Origin of the sequence: Oceanipulchritudo coccoides (assembly GCF_010500615.1) — a bacterium.
GTDB classification, from domain to species: domain Bacteria; phylum Verrucomicrobiota; class Verrucomicrobiia; order Opitutales; family Oceanipulchritudinaceae; genus Oceanipulchritudo; species Oceanipulchritudo coccoides.
The window spans coordinates 265204-284697 of the sequence record NZ_JAAGNX010000002.1; the positions used below are offsets into that span (position 1 = coordinate 265204).

At 54.5% G+C, this 19494-nt stretch carries 17 protein-coding genes; 11 read left to right on the plus strand and 6 right to left on the minus strand.

Annotation, left to right across the window (positions count from 1 at the left end; genetic code table 11):
- Positions 1–16 precede the first annotated feature (16 nt).
- Both G0Q06_RS14685 and G0Q06_RS06765 read right to left on the minus strand, forming a co-directional pair.
- Complete coding sequence (locus tag G0Q06_RS14685) at positions 17–1402, minus strand: MotA/TolQ/ExbB proton channel family protein (protein WP_163963787.1); 1386 nt, start codon at positions 1400–1402, stop codon at positions 17–19.
- A gap of 40 nt (positions 1403–1442) precedes the next feature.
- The gene (locus G0Q06_RS06765; protein ID WP_163963789.1) at positions 1443–2213 is read right to left on the minus strand and encodes a DUF3450 family protein; all 771 of its coding nucleotides are present in this window, start codon (positions 2211–2213) and stop codon (positions 1443–1445) included.
- Between the two features lie 269 nt (positions 2214–2482).
- On the opposite strand from G0Q06_RS06765, the gene G0Q06_RS06770 reads away from it, so the two are divergent.
- From G0Q06_RS06770 to G0Q06_RS06820, 11 genes are all read left to right on the plus strand, one after another.
- Positions 2483–3493 carry an FAD:protein FMN transferase gene (locus G0Q06_RS06770; protein WP_163963791.1) on the plus strand — a complete coding sequence of 337 codons (1011 nt, stop codon included), beginning with the start codon at positions 2483–2485 and terminating at the stop codon, positions 3491–3493.
- A 29-nt stretch (positions 3494–3522) separates the two neighbouring features.
- Positions 3523–4410, plus strand: coding sequence for an RnfABCDGE type electron transport complex subunit B (locus G0Q06_RS06775; RefSeq protein ID WP_238710381.1), 888 nt, complete (start codon positions 3523–3525; stop codon positions 4408–4410).
- Between the two features lie 45 nt (positions 4411–4455).
- A complete protein-coding gene (locus G0Q06_RS06780) occupies positions 4456–9384 on the plus strand; it encodes a 2-oxoacid:acceptor oxidoreductase family protein (RefSeq protein WP_163963793.1) in 4929 nt (1642 codons plus the stop codon).
- A gap of 56 nt (positions 9385–9440) precedes the next feature.
- Positions 9441–10811 carry an electron transport complex subunit RsxC gene (gene rsxC, locus G0Q06_RS06785; protein ID WP_238710382.1) on the plus strand — a complete coding sequence of 457 codons (1371 nt, stop codon included), beginning with the start codon at positions 9441–9443 and terminating at the stop codon, positions 10809–10811.
- Positions 10808–11863: an RnfABCDGE type electron transport complex subunit D gene (locus tag G0Q06_RS06790; protein WP_163963795.1), complete on the plus strand. Its 1056-nt coding sequence runs from the start codon at positions 10808–10810 to the stop codon at positions 11861–11863. Before rsxC ends, G0Q06_RS06790 begins: the two co-directional genes overlap by 4 nt.
- Positions 11860–12546, plus strand: coding sequence for an RnfABCDGE type electron transport complex subunit G (locus tag G0Q06_RS06795; RefSeq protein WP_163963797.1), 687 nt, complete (start codon positions 11860–11862; stop codon positions 12544–12546). Before G0Q06_RS06790 ends, G0Q06_RS06795 begins: the two co-directional genes overlap by 4 nt.
- 25 nt (positions 12547–12571) lie before the next feature.
- On the plus strand, positions 12572–13231 hold the full coding sequence (gene rsxE / locus G0Q06_RS06800; protein WP_163963799.1) for an electron transport complex subunit RsxE: 660 nt from the start codon (positions 12572–12574) through the stop codon (positions 13229–13231).
- Positions 13221–13802 carry an electron transport complex protein RnfA gene (locus G0Q06_RS06805; RefSeq protein ID WP_163963801.1) on the plus strand — a complete coding sequence of 194 codons (582 nt, stop codon included), beginning with the start codon at positions 13221–13223 and terminating at the stop codon, positions 13800–13802. The genes rsxE and G0Q06_RS06805 overlap by 11 nt, the downstream gene beginning before the upstream one ends.
- Before the next feature lie 7 nt (positions 13803–13809).
- Positions 13810–14034: a chemotaxis protein gene (locus G0Q06_RS06810; RefSeq protein ID WP_163963803.1), complete on the plus strand. Its 225-nt coding sequence runs from the start codon at positions 13810–13812 to the stop codon at positions 14032–14034.
- Between the two features lie 32 nt (positions 14035–14066).
- A complete protein-coding gene (locus tag G0Q06_RS06815) occupies positions 14067–14927 on the plus strand; it encodes a ferredoxin reductase domain-containing protein (protein ID WP_163963805.1) in 861 nt (286 codons plus the stop codon).
- A gap of 117 nt (positions 14928–15044) precedes the next feature.
- On the plus strand, positions 15045–16025 hold the full coding sequence (locus tag G0Q06_RS06820; protein ID WP_163963807.1) for a dihydroorotate dehydrogenase-like protein: 981 nt from the start codon (positions 15045–15047) through the stop codon (positions 16023–16025).
- On the opposite strand, the gene G0Q06_RS06825 is transcribed toward G0Q06_RS06820, so the two are convergent.
- The 4 genes from G0Q06_RS06825 to G0Q06_RS06840 form a co-directional block, all read right to left on the minus strand.
- Positions 16022–16975: an AEC family transporter gene (locus G0Q06_RS06825; protein WP_163963809.1), complete on the minus strand. Its 954-nt coding sequence runs from the start codon at positions 16973–16975 to the stop codon at positions 16022–16024. The two genes, G0Q06_RS06820 and G0Q06_RS06825, sit on opposite strands and share 4 nt — an antisense overlap.
- A gap of 9 nt (positions 16976–16984) precedes the next feature.
- Positions 16985–17674 (minus strand): DUF2270 domain-containing protein, encoded by a 690-nt coding sequence (locus G0Q06_RS06830; RefSeq protein WP_163963811.1) that lies wholly within the window; start codon positions 17672–17674, stop codon positions 16985–16987.
- Between the two features lie 118 nt (positions 17675–17792).
- Complete coding sequence (locus tag G0Q06_RS06835; RefSeq protein WP_163963813.1) at positions 17793–18665, minus strand: DUF4465 domain-containing protein; 873 nt, start codon at positions 18663–18665, stop codon at positions 17793–17795.
- 137 nt (positions 18666–18802) lie between these two features.
- Positions 18803–19462 (minus strand): hypothetical protein, encoded by a 660-nt coding sequence (locus G0Q06_RS06840; protein WP_163963815.1) that lies wholly within the window; start codon positions 19460–19462, stop codon positions 18803–18805.
- Positions 19463–19494: the final 32 nt, after the last annotated feature.

Consider the following 19494-nt stretch of genomic DNA (forward strand, 5'->3'; position numbering starts at 1 on the left):
GTCGGACTCCGACGGATTAGTTTTTGCGGACCAGCCCGTTCACGAAGGCAACGGCCATCCGTTCCATGTTCGCCATGACGCCTTGCGCGCGACGGTTCAACAGGGCGTGCATGATCAATGAGGGAATGGCCACAATCAGGCCAAATTCAGTTGTCACGAGTGCTTCGGAAATACCACTGGAGAGCTGCTTGGCATCCCCTGTCCCGAAAATGGTAATCAACTTGAAGGTATTGATCATCCCGGTAACCGTCCCAAGAAGACCCATCAGCGGGGCCGTTGCAGCGGTTACGGCGATAAAGGGAAGCAACCGTTCAAGCCGGGGCTGGACCTCCAGCATGCGCTCGTACATGACTTCCTCAATCAGCTCCTTGCTTTCCTCGCTGTGCTCAACGGCATCCACAAGCATTGACTGCGCAGGTCCTTGGACAGCTTTGGCGAGTTTCATCGCCTCATCGCGATTGCCTTCGTTCAGCGCCTTCAAGATGCCATGCAGGGCTCCTGCACGCGGCATTTTGACGGAGTAAATTTCGTAGACCTTGAAGAGGGCTGTGAGCGTCGCCAAGAGGGCGAAGAACAAAATCGGCCAGATCCAGATACCCCCTTTTTGAATATGCTCCCAGAGAGTCTCTTCTTGAGCGGCCATGGCCAACGCACTACCCAGGGTTGGGTCGACAGGCAGTTGACCGCTCCCGGCTGTGATTGTAGCGCTGATTTGATTGTCGAGGTCCGGGCTCAATCCGATGATCGGAGGCAGCAAACCGGCCTTCAGGGCGACTCCGGCCGCATCGCTCGAGTCACTCGTATAGTATGTTGTGGGGCCCATCAGGAGGAATTTGCCTTGTTCCACTTCACCATTCGAGACCACCGCCTCGCCCGGAAATATCTGGCCACCGGAAATACTTTTAAAGCGCTCAATCGAGGTCTGGAGGATGAATATCTGGTCAAGGAGGCGTTTCACCTTGCCCATTTGATCCTCCCCAATGGAGACATTTGCCGCTTCCCGGAATTTATCGATTTCATTCGAATACAACTGCTGCTCGGGCAGGGCGATATCGCGCTCAAAGCGCTCCCCAAAATCCGCCACCAGATTGGCCACGTAATCAAGCTGCTCCTGGCGCTTCTCGACACGCACCTGCAGGGCGTTCAAATCCACTGTGCTGTTGTCCTTGAGGCGCTGTGCGCGCTCAGCAGCGCGCCGCTTGTCGCGAAGGTCTGCCTTTAGGGCGTTCAGCTCCCTGGCAAGGGGGATCTGCTCATCCTTGATCGATTCCTGCAGATCGGAATAACGACTGAGCGCGTCTTCCAGATCGGCCTTAGCCCCCGCTTGGGCTTGGGATAGAGTCGCTCCAAAAACAATAACAGAGGAGAGTAGGAAAGAAATAATACTGAATAGGTATTTCACAAAATGTCCCGGTTTAATGATTAAAGGTAGTGGGGATCCGTTAATTTACGGAAACGGGAAGTTCCACATATTTGGCTTGTTGGGTGCCTCGGTAGATCTCGACGAAATTCCTGGCGGCTGAGACAAGCTCGTCGTCATCCTTCCACTCCCAACCATCGGATCCCATCACACCCACGCCAGCGTGCTCATTTGCCTGGTCGACGTAATAAGAGGCTCCGAGTCCAAAATAGATGCTCTCGGTCTGGACTGTCCGGCCAGCTTCAAATTCACGAAACCCTTCAACCACCGTCACTACCTGGTTGAATTTCTGCACCTGAGTCAAAATTGCCACAATGGGCTGGATGCGTTGACCCACAGACAACTTCGACGCCTTGGGATCCTCGGGTATGGTTGAAAACAGGGGATTTAACTCCTCTTGGAGCGGTGGTGGCAAAAAGGCCTGCAATCCCTTCATCGCCGTTTCGGCTGCGATCAGGCCTTCCACAACCTTGGCTTCAAACTCTTTTACCGCCTTGTCCTGTTCTGTCAGGTCGGCACGGCGTGTCTCAGCAGCGCTGGTGTCCTTCTCCGCGGCCTCGATCAACTCCGTTAAGGTCTCAATCTCTTGGGTGTATATAGAGATCAAATTCTCCATTGAGGATTTATTGGCCTCCCACTCCGCCTTGACGTCGCTGATTAAACGCTCCGTCTCAACCCACTCTTCAAGTGTGTTCACTGTTTCCTCGAGAGGGGACTCCGCCGTTGATGCGGATACCCAGAAAAATGCCCCACTCAACGCCAGAGCTACTTTTAAAAACCTGTTTACTGCCATGGAATTCCTTTGATTTTCGGTTTGCGAAAGGTGCGAAAAATTCCCCCTTCTCCCGACCTTGTCAAGCAAGTGTGAATGTGGGGTTCGCGGGGCAAGAAACCACAGAAAGAAAATCCTTCTTGTGTGTATAAGTAAATCTTGACGAAATTTCCTTTGTGTTTAGACGAGCTAATAGACTTTAATTTATCAAATTGTTGAAAAACTTCATCTTGAGGCGATCGCAAGGAGACCCTAAAACGAGCATCGAACCCCTAATAAAACTTTACTGAATGAAACGTCGTCAATTCATGCTATCGCTTGCAGGATCAGCCGCGTTGGTTGGCTGGGCCGGATGGAAAACCGTATCGGGATCCGGGAAACCGTGGACAAGTGGATTGAGCCGCTTAAGCCGAAGCTCATGGGCTCTTGGAACACAAGTTAAGCTGACTGTTTTTCATGGTGACGAAACGGGCGCCAAGGTGGCGCTGGAGGAGGCATTTGCCGAGTTGGAGCGCGTGGAATCTGTGATGAGCTTGTATCGCTCCGACAGCCAGATCTGCCAACTAAACCGCACCGGGCAACTGGAATCACCACACCCATATCTTGTTGAAGTATTGAAGACCGCCGAGCGGGTTTCAGCCGAGACATCCGGTGCCTTTGATATTACCGTCCAGCCCCTCTACAAATTATATGCTGAGCATAACGAGCGTGGAATCCGCCCTGGCGATGATGATATCGCCGCTGTTCTGAAACGGGTTGGGTGGAAACGTGTAAAGCTGGGGGATGAGTTTGTCTCTCTGGAAGGCGAAGAAACAGAAATCACCTTGAACGGAATCGCGCAGGGATTTGCTGCCGATGCGGTGGGAAAAGTTTTGCAGAAGCATGGCATTCAACACGCCCTGATCGACACCGGCGAGGTGAATGCCGTGGGAGGACACGTCGAGCATGACAATTGGAACATCGGGATCAAGCATCCCCGCGAAGAAGGCAGCCTTCTGGCTCTGGCCCAGCTCAACGGCCGGTGCCTGGCTACCTCGGGGGACTATGAAACCCGCTTTGGTTCCGGTTATGAATTCCATCATTTGCTGGATCCGCAAACTGGGCGCTCCCCACAGGAATTATCAAGCGTTTCCGTGGTAGCCCCCACTGCGCTGGAGGCCGACGCCCTTTCGACAGCGCTCTTCCTGACCGGAATGGACCGCGGGATGCAGCTCATTGAATCCATTCCAGAGGCCGACGCCCTATTTGTTTCAAAGACGGGCAAGGTGGTCAAAACATCCGGATTTCCCATTCACAGTTAACCGGTAACATTTTAAGAAAGCCCCCCTAAATGACCGAACTGACCACATACCTCTTGAGTACAGTTATCTTCATGGGGGTTTTGGGGCTTGTTCTGGCAAGCGTTCTGGCTTTCGCCAACAAGAAGCTGCACGTGCATGAGGATCCCCGGATTGACGAAGTCGAGCAAATGCTCCCCGGGACCAATTGTGGTGCTTGCGGCAGTCCTGGTTGCCGCGCATTTGCAGAATCCTGCGTATCGGGGAAAGCCAACCCCGGAAGTTGTACCGTTAGCCCGAAGGAGATGACTGAATTCATTGGATCCTATCTGGGCGTGGAAGTGGGGAACTCCGAGAAAGTCGTGGCCCGTCTGGCCTGCGCAGGAGGAAACCATGTTGCCAAGATGCGGGCCGAGTATGCGGGAATGGGTTCCTGCCGAGCGGCCGTTGCCGCCGGTGGTGGAGGCAAGGCTTGTGCATGGGGCTGCCTGGGGCTCGCTGATTGTGCGGAATCCTGTGACTTCGATGCCATTCACATGAATCGCTTCGGCCTGCCGATTGTCGACGAAGACAAGTGCGTGGCCTGTAATGACTGTGTTGTGGCCTGCCCTCTCGATCTATTTGAGCTCCATCCCGTCAGCCACCGCCTATGGGTCGCCTGTAAAAGCCTTGCCGAAGGCGATGAGGCCCTTGCCGACTGCGAAGTGGCTTGCACGGGATGTGCCCGGTGCGCCGCGGATGCGCCGGAAGGGCTCATACAGATAAAAAACAATCTGGCCGTTATTGATTACGCCAAAAACAATCTGGCGACCCCGTTGGCAATCCAGCGCTGCCCGACTGGCGCAATCGTCTGGAATGAAAAAGGCCAGACGCAGAAGGGTTCAGCGGCGAAAAAGATCATCCGCAAGGAACCTCTTCCAATACAACCCGACCACACCTGAATTTAGCTCTTTTATACAATATCAACACCAAAAATGTAGTGAATTATGGCTTCTGAAACAAAAAAAGCAAAGTACCCGGGAATCCCGGTGGCCATGGACGGTAACACCGCTGTCATCATGTGTGAGCGGGAATCAAGCGACGCGGCGGGGGCATACCCGATCACGCCGTCGACCCAGATGGGTGAATACTGGGCGGAGGAAACCGCCCGGGGCCACATCAATATCTCGGGCCGTCCACTCATCTTTGTGGAACCGGAAGGAGAACACGCTGCAGCCGGGGTCACCGCCGGGATGTCCATGAGTGGCCTGCGCGCATCCAATTTCTCCTCCGGTCAGGGGATCGCCTACATGCACGAATCCCTGTATGGTGCTGTTGGTAAGCGCCTTCCCTATATCCTCAACATTGGTTGCCGCGCGATCACCAAGACCACGCTCAATGTGCACGCTGGCCATGACGATTATCACCTGATGGATGATACCGGCTTCTTCCAAGTCATGGGTAAAAGTGCCCAGGAGGCAGCCGATTTAAATATCATCTCGCGCAAGATTGCCGAAATCTCCCTCACGCCGGGCGCAGTCGGCCAGGATGGATTTTTGACGACTCACCTCATTGAGACCCTCACGGTTCCCGAACGGGAACTGATTGAGGAATACCTCGGTCTTCCGGATGACATGATCGATACGCCGACGCCGGCCCAGAAGATTCTGTATGGTGAAAAGCGCCGTCGTGTTCCCATCCTCTGGGACGTTGATAACCCGGTTGTTTCAGGCCCGGTCCAGAATCAGGATGCTTACATGCAGTCCGTAGCGGCGCAAAGGCCTTACTTCTTTGATCACATCAAGGATATCACAGACACCTGCATGGCCGAATTCGGCGCCTTGACCGGACGGGATTACAAGCGCGTTGCCACCTACAAGTGCGACGATGCTGAATACATCATTGTCGGGATGGGAAGCGTGATTGGGACAGCGGAAGCGGTTGCCGATTACCTCCGTGAAAAGCGCGGCCTCAAGGTGGGCGTGGTGAACATGACCATGTTCCGGCCATTCCCGGGTGACCTTTTGGGTGGATTGCTGAAGGGCCGCAAGGGCGTTGCCGTTCTCGAACGGACAGACCAGCCATTGGCGGAGGACTTGCCACTGATCCGCGAAATCCGCGCCACCGTCAGCAAGTGTATTGAAAACGGCATGATTGGCAAAGGCGAGGAACTCCCCTACCCGACTTACGCCACATACAAGAAGCCGGGAGACGCACCGGTCCTGTATTCCGGTTGCTTTGGCATGGGAAGCCGCGACCTGCAGCCCGAAGGGGTTGTTGGGGCAGTCGAAAACATGCTGCCGAAGGGCAAAAAGAAACGCTTCTATTACTTGTCCATCGACTTCCTGCACGATAAGCCGTCTTCACCGAAGAACGAGATCTACCAGCAGAAGCTCGAGGAGTATTACCCGAACGTCCGCGAACTGGCCGTCAAGGGCAGTGAAAACCCGAACCTCCTTCCAGACGGGGCGGTCACAGTGCGGATGCACTCTGTCGGTGGCTGGGGAGCGATCACGACCGGTAAGAACCTGGCCATCACGCTCTACGACCTGCTCGGATACGACATCAAGGCCAATCCGAAATACGGTTCCGAGAAAAAGGGCCAGCCGACGACTTACTACCTCTCGGCAGCACCGGAACCCATCCGCATCAACTGCGAATACTACTTTGTCGACGCGGTGCTTTCACCGGATCCCAATGTCTTTAGCCACTCAAATCCATTGTTCGGGCTGATCAAGGGCGGTGTCTTCATCATCCAAAGCGATCTTGAAACTCCGCAAGATGTCTGGGAATCCTTCCCTCCTGAGGCACGTAAGTACATTATTGATAACGACATCAAGGTTTGTTACCTCGATGCCTTCAAGATTGCCCGCGAGGAAGCCTCTGACGTGGAGCTCCAGTTCCGTATGCAGGGAATTGCGTTCCAGGGTGCCTTTTTCGCCGGCTCCACCTTGATGGACAAGGCCAACCTGAACGAGGAATCCCTCTTCAAGGCAATCCGCGACCAGGTAACGAAGAAGTTCGGCAGCAAGGGCGCACGCGTTGTCGAGGACAACATGCGCGTTGTCCGTCGTGGCTTCGACGAAATCACAGTTATTGATCCGAAGACGGTTGCCGCTCCGAGCGGTGGACAGGTCGAGAAGAAGACCAACCTCCCCATTATGCTGAAGCGCATGATGCCGAGTGATGACCCGAAGACCGACATCCATCGGTTCTGGGAACAGACCGGTAGCTTCTACCTGGGTGGTCGTCCGAACGACAACCTGGCCGATCCGTTCAATGCCATGAGCTTGATCCCCGCGAACACCGGGCTTTACCGCGACATGACGCAGATCCGCTTCAACCACCCGGTTTGGAATCCTGAAAAATGTACCGCCTGCAGCGACTGTTTCACGATTTGTCCGGACAGCGCCATCCCGGGATTGGCCGTGCCGATTGCCTCCGCCTTCGAAACGACCATCAAACGCGTCCAGAAGGCCGGCCATGAAGTGAAGCTTCTCCCGAAAGCGGTTCGCACCGTGGAAAAGAAGCTCCGTACCTCCGCCAAACCCGGCGACGCTCCGAGCATAGACACGCGTCCGCTGCTTGAAAAGGCCATCAACGAGACGATTGCGGAAGCAAACGGGGATGCCGAAGCCCTCAAGGAAGAATTCAAATGGTTCCGCGAGGAAATGGGCGATTTCAAGTTTGCCCTGACCAAGCCATACTTCGACCAGCGTGAAAAGAGCCAGGCCGGCACAGGCGGGCTCTACGCCATCACCATCAATCCGTACACCTGTAAGGGCTGTATGCTCTGTGTGGATGTCTGTGATGATGACGCGCTCACGGTCATGACGCAGACAACGGATTCAGTCACCAGCCTCAAAAAGGAATGGGATTACTGGCTGGACCTGCCCACCACCCCACCGGACTTCATCCGGATCGACGACATCGACGAGAAGATCGGCGCCCTTGAGACAATGCTCATGGACAAGTCCGTCTACTCATCAATGGCCTGTGGTGACGGTGCCTGTACCGGTTGTGGCGAGAAGACTGTCCTGCACATCTTCACCAGCACGATTACCGCGCTGATGCAGCGCCGGGTAAAGAAGCACATTGAATACCTTGATGAACTCATCGCGAAGCTTGAGCAGCATCTGAAAAACAAGCTGGCTGACACGGTTGACATCAGCGACCTGGCCGCCGTCAAGGCTGCTGTCTCGTCGCACAAGGACAAGGACCTGAAGCTCTCCGAGCTCGCACAGGAACTGGACAAGGGCAAAGCGGGTTCACCGCTTGATCAGGATTGGCTGGCGTGGATCAGTGATCTCCTGGCCAAGCTGAAGGATCTGAAGTGGCGCTATGTTGAAGGTCCCACGAAGAATGGTCGGGCAAGCCTCGGCTTCCAGAATGCCACCGGATGTTCTTCTGTCTACGGGTCTTCTTATCCGTACAATCCGTATCCGTTCCCGTGGTCCAATCACCTCTTCCAGGATGCACCTTCCGTCTCCCTCGGTCTTTTTGAAGGCCACATGCGGAAAATGGCTGATGGCTTCAAGGCCATCCGCCTTGCTGAAGGCGAACTTGAAGGCAAGTCCTACACGGAACAGGAAGCATCCCTCACATTCTTCAACTGGAAGCAATTCACTGATGAGGAATACCTGATGAGCCCGCCGGTTGTCGCCGTGGGCGGTGACGGAGCGATGTTTGACATTGGCTTCCAGAATGTTTCCCGCGCCCTTATGGCGGGTCGTCCATTGAAGATCTTCGTTCTCGACACGCAGGTTTACTCGAACACGGGTGGACAAGCCTGTACCTCCGGCTTTATCGGCCAGGTCTCCGACATGGCACCGTATGGAGCCGCATGGAAGGGCAAGGAAGAAAGCCGCAAGGAAATGAGCCTCATCGGTGCGGCGCACCGTACAGCCTTCATTTTCCAGGGGAACGTCTCCAATTACACGCACCTGATCGAAGGTTTCATCGACGGCCTGAACACTCGCCGTCCGGCCATGTTCAATATCTACGCGGTCTGTCAACCCGAGCACGGTGTCTCGGACGATGCCACGTACATTCGCAGCAAGATGGCCCTTGAATCACGGGCTTACCCGGTCATGCGCTTCGATCCTGATGCGGGCGACTCATGGGAAGACTGCTTCGATCTGGAAGGTAACCCGTCCCTGGAAAGCGACTGGCCTGTCTACAACCTTGAATACGAGGATGATGACGGCAACAAGCAGACCATGGAACTACCGATGACCTTCGCGGACTTTGCGGTTCAGGAAGCGCGCTTCCGGAAGCACTTCCGCAAGGCCCCTCAGGACACATGGAACGAGAACATGGTTCCGATGGCTGAGTTCCTCGAGCTCGACCAGGAAGAACGCGAAGGGCAGTTCCCATACGTATGGGCAGTGGACAAGAAGAACCGCCTCATGCGGGTCCTTGTTGCTGAAGAAATGGTCCGTTCCTGTGAAGAACGCCTCGGCTTCTGGCAAACCCTCAAGGGATTGGCCGGACTGACCAAGAAAATCGATCCCGAGCAAATTGCCTCCCAGGTCCGCAGCGAGACAGCCCAAAAGCTGGCTTCCGGCCTCATGGCAATGCTGGCCGGAAACGGCTCTCCAGCACAGTTGGTGGATATGCCGGTAGCAACCGCAGCAGCCCCAGCAGCGGAGGGTGCCCCAACAAATGGATCCGCTTCCGGCGGGGCCTTTGAAGCGGCTTGGATTGACCAGTCAGAGTGTACTTCCTGCGATGAGTGTGTGAACATCAACCCGAAGATCTTCGAGTACGACGGCAACAAGAAGGCCTTCGTCAAGGATGCTCGGGGTGGACCCTTCAAGGATATTGTCCGCGCGGCGGAAAAGTGCACCGGTCGGTGCATTCATCCCGGCACGCCGGCTGATCCCAGTGAAAAGGGCGTGGATAAACTGATCAAGCGGGCGGAGAAATTCCAGTAAACCGGAATTGGATGCTCGAATGAACGTGATTACACACTGTCAGGAAATCCACTGAAATGATGCACGGCCTGAAAAGTCTCTTTGATCCGGCGCATTGGATGCGGAGTACATTCTCGCACGGGGTTCACCCGGAAGAGAACAAGCATTACACCGCAAACAAGCCGATCCGGCGACTGCCTTTCCCTCCGGAGTTGGTGATCCCGCTGTCACAACATGCGGGAGCACCCTCCGAGATGGTGGTCCATCCGGGACAGGAGGTTCTTCGTGGACAGTTGATCGCCAAGGCAGGCGGATTTGTCTCGGTTCCCCAGCATGCTCCCGCCACGGGTGTCATCAAGCGGGTTGAGCTGATGCCGACTTCCAAGGGGCCCAGGACACCCTCGGTTATTCTCGAGGTTTATCCGGGCGACAGTCAGGAAGTGCGTTACTTTGAACCGCGGGATGTGAATGCCATGTCCGCGAAGGAGATTGCCCAGGCCGTTCAAGATACTGGTTTGGTCGGTCTTGGCGGGGCGGCTTTCCCAACCCATGTTAAGCTTTCCCCACCAAAGGAACACAAGGTCCATACCGTCCTGATCAACGGGTGCGAATGCGAGCCGTTCCTCACCACCGATCACCGCATCATGGTGGAGCAGGCGAAGGATCTCGTTTCAGGGACCCAGATCTTCATGCGGGCCCTGGGGGCCGAGAAGGCCATTATCGGGACGGAAGAAAACAAGTTGGACGCGGTGGAAGCGATTGAAAAAGTCCTTCCTGCGGACGGATCCATCACCGTTAAGGCGGTCCAGACAAAGTATCCGCAAGGGGCGGAGAAGATGTTGGCTAAGGCCCTCATGGATATTGAGATTCCCTCCGGTAATTTCCCTTCATCCGTTGGATTGGCGGTCTTTAATGTCTCCTCAACAGCCCAGCTGGGCCAACTGCTTCCGCGCAGCCAGGGAATCATTGAACGGGTCGTGACAATCACGGGACCGGGGGTGGATCGCCCGGGCAACTACATTGTCCCCATCGGGACGCCTTTACGCTTTATCCTTGATCAGCTGGGTTTCAGCGGTACCGCGCAACATCTGATTATGGGTGGGCCCATGATGGGTGGGACAGTCGCCTCTTTGGATGTCCCGATTACAAAGGGTTGCGGCGGGGTCCTTGTCTTGACCGAACAGGACATGCGCGGAATTCAGCCAAACTCTTATCCCTGTATCAGCTGCGCCAAATGCCTGGAAGCCTGCCCGATGCATTTGAATCCGTCCCAGCTCGGCAAACTCGCCTACAAGCACCGCTACGAGGAAATGGCGGAATCCTTCCACCTGAATGATTGCTTCGAGTGTGGCTGCTGCAGCTTTGTCTGCCCTTCCAACATCCCTCTAGTGCAGTATTTCCGAATCGCCAAGTCCAGTAACCGGCAAGCCCCGAAGAAAGCGTCATGAGTGAATCAGCCGCCAATGTAATTTTGCGGACGTCCCCGCACTTCCGCTCCCACAACCGGGTGGATACCATCATGCGGAATGTTGTCTACGCGCTCCTGCCGGTCTGCGCCTTTTCCGTCTACCAGTTTGGCATCAGCGTGTTGGCTCTTTTGATCACCTGCACCGCTACTTGCCTCTTGACCGAGCATTTTGTGTGCAAACTGTCCGGCAAGCCCTCCACAACAAATGACTGGAGTGTTGCGATCACCGGGCTTCTTCTCGGCCTGATCCTTCCCCCCGGCTTTCCGCTCTGGATGGCTGCTGTGGCCGCCATTTTTGGCGTCGGTATTGGAAAAATGTTCTTTGGCGGGCTTGGTTTCAACATCATGAACCCGGCTCTTGTCGGGCGTGCCTTTGCCCAGGCGGCCTTCACTGTTCCGGCCACCACATGGACACCGTTCATGGCGGAAAACCGCTTTACTGACTTTATTCCAAGCACCCTCACGATGCCATTCATGAAGCCGGTCCCGGTTGCCGATTGGATTGCTTCCGTGAGCCCGGATGGTTGGACCGGGGCGACCCCCCTCGCCCTGATGAAATTTGATCAGATTTCCACCGAGCCTGTGCGGCTCATGCTGGGAACCACCGCCGGTTCTGCTGGTGAGACCTCCGCGTTATTGATCCTGATCTGCGGGCTCTATCTTGTCGCGCGGAGAATGATGGACTGGCGGATCACCTTCAGCGTTCTCCTTACCGCCGGGGCGACCTCCGGGATCTTTTATATGATCAACCCCGCTGTTTACCCGGATCCAATTTTCACCATCTTTTCCGGAGGCCTGATGCTGGGCGCCGTCTTCATGGCGACGGACATGGTCTCCTCGCCGGTCACTCCGCTGGGAATCTGGATCTACGGTGCCTTGATCGGTTTTATCACTGTCATTATCCGCCTCTTTGGCGGGCTGAATGAGGGCGTCATGTATGCCATTCTTTTGGCAAATGCCTGCTCCCCGTTGATTAGTTCCTTCACACAACCCCGCATCTACGGGGCTCTTGCCAAGAAAGGTGCCGCATGAGCGAGGAAACCACACCTCCATCCGCTTCGCCTAAAAGCAGCTCGCTGATCCTCACCTTGGGGATTATTGCCATGCTTTCGGGCCTCATGGTTGTTCTCACTTTTCAACTGACAAAGCCGCGCATCGCCCTCAACAAACAGCGCGCGCTTGAAAAGGCGGTCTTCACGGTCCTGCCGGAAGCCACTGTCAGGAAAAACTTCTTTCTCGATGAGTCGGGCCTCGCCGCCCTTCCCGATGAGGCCTTTGCGGATGCCAACGTATTTGCCGGATATGATGACGCAGGTAAGCTCGCTGGCCTGGCAATGGAAGCCTCCGCCCGAGGGTATCAGGATGTCGTGACAATCCTCTACGGCTACTCGGTGGATAATGAAGCTGTCATTGGAATAACCGTCCTCCAAAGCACGGAAACGCCCGGACTGGGTGACAAAGTGGAAACAGATCCGGATTTTCTGGCCAACTTCGAAAAGCTGGACGCTCGCCTCAACAACACCGGTACGGCCATGGCGAATGAAATTGTCACGGTCAAGAACGGCAAGAAAACCGATCCCTGGCAAATTGATGGAATTTCCGGAGCAACCGTCACCTCAACCGCCATCGGGACCGGATTGCGGAGGAGCACCAACGAGATGCTTCCATTGCTCGCCAAATACAAGTCATCTCTTCCAAGGAGCCTGAGCGAATGAGCCCGTATTTGAAAGGATTCAAGTCATGGTAAAAGACCCGAGAATTCCCGATCCCTTGAGCTGGAAGACATTCAGCCAGGGTTTGTGGAATGAAAACCCGGTGTTCGTCATGCTTCTCGGGCTGTGCCCGGTGCTGGCAGTGACAAATACTTCCATGAATGCCTTGGCAATGGGACTGGCGACTACCTTTGTTTTGCTGGCCTCCGGGATTCTGGTCTCCCTTCTGCGGAAGATCATCCCGAAACAGGTCCGGATTGCCTCCTACATTATCATCATCGCCACCTTTGTGACGATTGCCGACTACGCCATCCAGGCCATCAGCCTGGACCTCTACAGGGCCCTTGGTGCTTTCATCCAGTTGATTGTCGTTAACTGCATCATCCTTGGACGGGCGGAGGCCTACGCCTCCAAGAACAACGTGGTCAATGCGGCCGTCAACGCCCTTGGAATGGGTGTCGGGTTTACGATTGCGCTGTTATGTCTTGGCATCGTCCGGGAAGTGCTGGGTAGCGGCGCAATCTTCGGAATAGACCTTTTTGGAACCAACTTCCAGCCATGGGCCATCTTTGTCCTGCCTCCGGGGGGATTCTTCGTCCTGGCCTTCTGGTTGTTCCTTTTCTCCGTTGTCAAAAAGCGCAAAACCCAGCGCGCAACCATCGAGGAGGACATCGCCAATGCAGCCTGATTCATTAACCTTTATTTTTCTCAACGCATTTATCATCAACAACTTCGTGCTGGCGATGTTCCTTGGCCTATGCCCTTTTCTGGGTGTCTCAGGCAAGTTGAAAACCGCCTGGAACATGGGGCTCGCGGTCATCTTTGTCATGTTCGTGAGCTCAAACTGCGCCTACCTGATCAACAAGATACTCGTTGCCTATAATCTGGAGTTTCTTCGGCTGATCAGCTATATTGCAGTCATTGCTTCCTCTGTTCAGCTCGTTGAGATGGCCGTCAAGAAATTCAGTCCCGCCCTGTTCCGGACCCTCGGGATCTTCCTTCCCCTGATCACGACGAACTGTGCCATTTTGGGACTGGCCTTGTTTCAAACAAACCGCGGCTACAACCTTCCGCAATGTCTTGCCTTCAGCGTAGGCGCTGGAATGGGGTTCACGCTGGCCCTGATGCTCATGGCCGGCTTACGGGAAAAACTGGAGCTGGCGGACGTGCCGGACGTCAGTATGGGGGCCGCCCTCAGCCTGACAATTGGTGGTCTGCTTTCACTCGCCTTCATGGGCTTTGCCGGACTGGGAGGATGAACCTGCGATGATCGTTACATACTTGATTGCCATGCTGATAATCCTCGGACTTTTGTCCGGCTGGGTTGGCGTGCAGCATTTGTCGCGGTCTTTCAATGCGCGCCATCCCGAATTGAGCCTGACCACGGAAGAAGAAACCGCCTGTGGCATGTTCTGCTTTTGCAAAAACGGCAACAAGTGCCCCCGGAAGAAATCCCCGGTACCCAAGAAGGATAACTTACCCATCCACTGAAATTTAAATTCAAAAACCAGGAGAAGAAAATTATGAACCTTACTGAATATGATATCAGCCGTCCATATAAGGCGACGGTCGTTAAATCAGAGCGTATCACGGATGAAAGCACGGACGAAGTCCGGCACATCACATTAAATGTCTCGGATGCCACTTTCCACTATCTGGAAGGACAAAGCGTCGGGGTTCTTGTCCCGGGTCCGCATCAGTTTGGTAATGAAACCCACATGCGCCTCTACTCCATCGCCAATGCGCGCCAGGGCGAGGAACAGAACATGTCGGAAATTTCCCTCTGTGTCCGGCGTTGCTTCTACATAGATGAAGTCAGCGGTGAACGCTACCCAGGCGTGGCCTCGAATTTCCTTTGTGACCGCGTTCCCGGCGATCAAGTTGAATTGGCCGGTCCCTACGGCCGTCACTTCATGCCGCCGCGCGACAAGACTTGCAATATTCTCATGATTGGAATCGGGACGGGCATTGCTCCGTTCCGCGCATTCCTGAAACACGTCTATGAGGAGCGTAAGGAATGGACCGGTAAGGTTCGCCTCTTCTATGGTGCCAAGACCGGTATGGACCTGCTCTACATGAACGACAAGAACGGGGACCTTGCCAATTACTACGACAAGGAAACCTTCAAGGCGATCGAAGCATTGAGCCCACGGCCGCATGCGGATGCCCCGGAGGAAATTGATCGGACACTGGTTGAAAACAAGGATGAAGTCTGGGAGCTTGTGAAAGATCCAAAGACATACGTCTACGTCTCCGGCCTCTCCCGCCTTGAGGAAACTCTCGACAAGACCCTCGCCGAAATGGCTGGGTCCGCGGAAGCATGGGGCGAGATGAAAAAGCAGATGGCGGCACAGGGTCGCTGGGCCACGCTCTTCTACGAGTAATTGGCAGATTGCCCTGCATCCTTTAAATTTCGGCACTCTCTACCTGCGCTTGATTTTCATATCGCCAAAGGGCACCGGGTAACGCACAATAAGCTTACCCCTAACCCCTAAGGCCATATGAATCTAAAAACGCGTTATCTCGGATTTGAACTGTCCAACCCTTTTCTGGTGGGGGCTTCTCCCCTCGTCTATGATTTGGATACGGTCAAGCGTCTCGAGGATGCCGGGGCGGCCGCTGTTGTCATGCACTCCCTCTTTGAGGAGCAAATTGTACGTGATAATATCCGCGGGTTTCCACACTTGGACAAATCAAGAGTGGGTATCTACCCGGAGTCTCGGCACTTTCCCCTTCATCCTGACGCTTATCTGGACCATCTCCAAAAGCTGAAACAAACAGTTAAGCTTCCCATCGTTGCCAGTTTGAATGGCGTCCATGTCGGCACATGGGTTGAGTACGCAAAACTGATCCAGGAGGCCGGTGCGGATGCATTGGAATTGAATCTGTATTTTACCCCCCGCAGCGACAGCGACCCAAGCAGCGAGATTGAGAAAACCGCTCTCAACATTGTCAGTACCGTGAAGGAAAACCTCTCCCTCCCGTTGGCCGTGAAAATTGCACCGTTCTACACGGGGATACCAAGGTTTGTTCAGCGACTGGAAGAAGCAGGCGCGCAGGCTGCCGTTCTCTTCAACAGCTTTTTCCAACCAGACATCGATATTGAAACGATGACCTACAAGGAGAACTTTTCCCTCTCGGAACCCCATGCCCTACTATTGCGTACCCGCTGGATCGCCACCCTGCATGGTCGGGTTGGCCTGGACCTCAGCCTGAGCGGTGGGATTGATTCACCGGAAGATGCCGTAAAGGGCCTCATGGCCGGAGCAACAAGTATTCAGGTCGTCTCCTGCCTTTTGAAAAAGGGACCGGAATATCTAAGTGAATTCATTGAGGATTTCAGCAATTGGATGGAGCGACATGACTTCGAGTCATTGGATCAGCTGCGCGGCATCCTGAGCTTTGCCCAGAGTAGCAATACGGAGGCAATGGCCCGGGCAGGATATCTGCACATGCTCCAAGCGTGGAAACCGGATGCCTAGAAAACGAACCACGCCCCGAACTGGATCCACAAAGGCATTGTAATGACAGAGGCAAGGGTTGTCGAGATGACGACCTTCACGGCCACAGATGCTTCTCCCCCGTAGTGACGGGCCAATACAATTGGTAAAATACCGGCTGGCATCGCTGCTTGTATCAAGATTACCTGCCTGAGTTCCGTAGAGAGACCGGGGAGAGTTGCCGCTACGACGAGAAAGACCATGGGCAACAAGCCCAGTCTGAGCAGAATCGAGGCGACCGGTATCTTGAAGTTTTCCAAAACGCCCTTGTTTTTAAGCAGGTCTGCAATAGCCGCGCCAGCGAGCAATATTCCCACCGGAATGCTGCAGGCGCCCAACATGGAGATCAGGCGCAGGAGCGGCTCGGGCATTTCGCTGTCCATTCCGCTTGAATTGATCATAAGGGAGACAAGAAGCGCAATCAACGGTGGATTGAAAAGTTGCTTGATTGTACCACGGTGAAATTGCCCGGAAATGAGAATGATCCCAGCCGTCCAGATCGCGACCTCAACTCCCACGTTGTGGACAAGCAAGACACCGAGTGTTTCCCGGTCGCCGAACAGGGCGATGATTAACGGAATAGGAATGTATCCATAATTGTAGATACCGTTACAAAATGCGAAGGTGCGTAGCCCCTTCCCTTTTTCAAGACCGATCAGCTTGGCTATTCCATAGCCGGCAAGAAAACCGGCGACTGTGGTGAGAAAGCCGACAAGCGGTGCAGCGAGCAGGTTGGGCGCTTCCTTGACTGCGGGATTGCCGATGAGGAAGTCGAGAAACAGGCAGGGATAAAATACTCTCACAACCAATTTCATGATCGATACATCGGCTTCTTTCGTCAGCACATTTGTTCGACGAAGAATCAATCCGATCAAAAGCAGTGCGAATACTGGAATCGCTGCCCCAAGGATCGTTTGTATCGGCAGTTCCATGACAGCCTTCTATAGGTTCCAGTTGCCGCTGGAAGGCCGGCGCTGGAATTCGCCTAGCGCTGTCCGCTTCCAGTGGCCATAAAGATAAAGGAAGCCAAGATAGACATAAAACAAGCCGAGGATAGACAGGAAAACATATTCCGGCAGGGGCTGATTGGCACAGAATTCCGTGATAAAGGTTTCCACCGAATTGGCGTTCCGGATTTCCAGGGCATGGACAGCCCAGGCGCCAATCAATATCATGTAGATCCAAATATAATTCCTTCGGAATCGGCGTGATAATGCCTCCAGAAAACTGATTTTATAAGAAGGCAGGATCAGGTCTTCTCCCATTTGGCGACGCCAGTTCCCCTCAAGGCGCTTGTTGGAAAGTGTCACTACCGGAAAGATGAAGTGGGATTCCAGCATCCGCACGCGTGCCCGGTAAGCATCATAAAATCGATACCGGCGTGCTTCAATCGTGAGCAAAAGATAAACAATAAAATTGGCCAGTATGAAGAGGAAGTTGCTTGATTCGGCGTGGTTCCATGCGAACGAGACAATGCCCGTAAGGCCGATAATCGCCCAATGGGTGGTTGTATCAAAACGCTGTCGCCAGATCATCATGCGGCCAAGCTCGCCGCGATAAAAGTGGACCATCGTTGCCGCGTAGTCCTTTGGGAAGTTGTAGCAGTTTTCGTCGGTGTTTTCCGTACTCATAGGTTGGTCCTCTCAGGCCCAGATAAATCATGTGTCTGGATCGGCCTGTCGGGGTAAACCATGCTTTCCCGTGCACGAAGGATCAAGTCTCTTTCCGGGCACCGCTATCGCCCGCTCGTTAATTTGGCAGATAGGCCCAGGCGCCCGAACTTGATTCCTGTTCGCCGACCGGCAGGTAAGTCCATTTGCGCAGCAAGGCGACGTAAGCATAGTCCCCGACCGGATATACCCAGCCCAGAAAATCGCCGGTATTGACCCATCCGTCAGGTTCGATATCAAATCCTCCCCACGCCGGTGTTTCCCCCAGGACCAACTGATCAATGGCGACATATGAAGGTGTGTTGATTCCCCATGGGGCACTGTCAGTTGAATCCAGACTGAAGCCAATCTCATACACAAGGTGACCTGTCCCTCCGGCCAGCTCCAAGAGGGAAACTTCGTTCCATCCCTGCACAATGCCTTTTGGGTCGGTCTCTTCCCGGTAATCAGCCAGGTATACCTCTACTGAACCAAGAATTTGTCCGCTCGCTCCGTACCCGCTAAGGGTCAATTTGAAATAATCTCCATCGCCAAACTTCTTCGCAAAGTCATCCCCGTCACGCATCGAAAGCGCTGCATAGGTCGTGTTGCTCACGGATATCGAGATTGGAGACTTTGCCCCAACCGGCAGCTCTATTCCCGCAGGGGCGTATGCCACCGCATAGGCACTTCCTTCTGCCGCAACGCCCACATAACTGCTGTATTGATTTCCAAATCCTGCTGTTTCGGTATCCGATGTTGTCGAATAGCTCCAGCCCGTCCAACCAGTAAACCCTCCTCCGAAATCCGTGAACGTATTCTTTAAAAAGGCTCCCTCGCTGGTAAAGCCTCCCGCTCCATCCGATCCGTTGTAATAAACGCCTCCGCCGGGACCCGCGTATTCCTGCAGCGGCGGCACCGTCACCGGCAGGTCCTCGAATCCCACCGTGATCTCCCCCGTCACCAGTGACACGCCTGCCAATAAGAATAGCAGAGGGCTTATGTTCTTTTTCTCAGGACAACTGGTTTTTCGCATCTTAATGGCATTGAGTTGTCAATAAGCGCGGGTGGCAAGGGGATTTTGCGGGAAGTTGGATTTTGGGTGCGGCCTCAGCGCAGAGCGATCGGCGGATCGAGGATTTCGCGGTAAAGGACCGCCTTGCGGAGGGAGTTTGGATGGCGTAGGCCCGACAAGACGGCGGTGCGTAGCTGAGTGGAAGAGTCCAGAGGAACAGATTCGTGTTCAAAGAGCTTCCGCGAATCGGCCTGCCGTTTCACGCTTGCCTCATTGGTCATCTTTCGGGCTTGAACCAGGGCTGCATCGTGCTGCTTACGGGCTTCCCGAAGGCGTTTTCTCTGCTCGATCAATTGTTGCTCGACACCGGAAACAGGGCTCTTCGCCTGGATCGTTCGAGCCTGATGGACAACTACCGGTCGGGACTCGTGTGCAGGCTGACTTTGCTGTGTTGATGGGCTCGCGCTGGATTGCCGGGATTCCGGAAGATTCGGGTCATACGCCTGTTGAGGAGAGGCTCTACCCTGTTGTGAAGCCTGCTTGCGCTCCTCGATTTTGCGGCGGATTTCCTCGCGGATCTGCCTGGCCTTTTCCATTGGATCTTCTTCCGGATTGATCTCTTCCTCCGCAGCCTCGCCCTTTTTCTTCGAGCCGAAGAACTGGGCGAGGCCGTAGAGAACAAAGAAGACAACCGGAAGGAGCGTTTCCCAATCAAAGGAAGCGGCGCACTGAATGATCTGCGGGCTTTCGCTCATTTATTATGAAACGGCACGGGGCCTTCCCCATA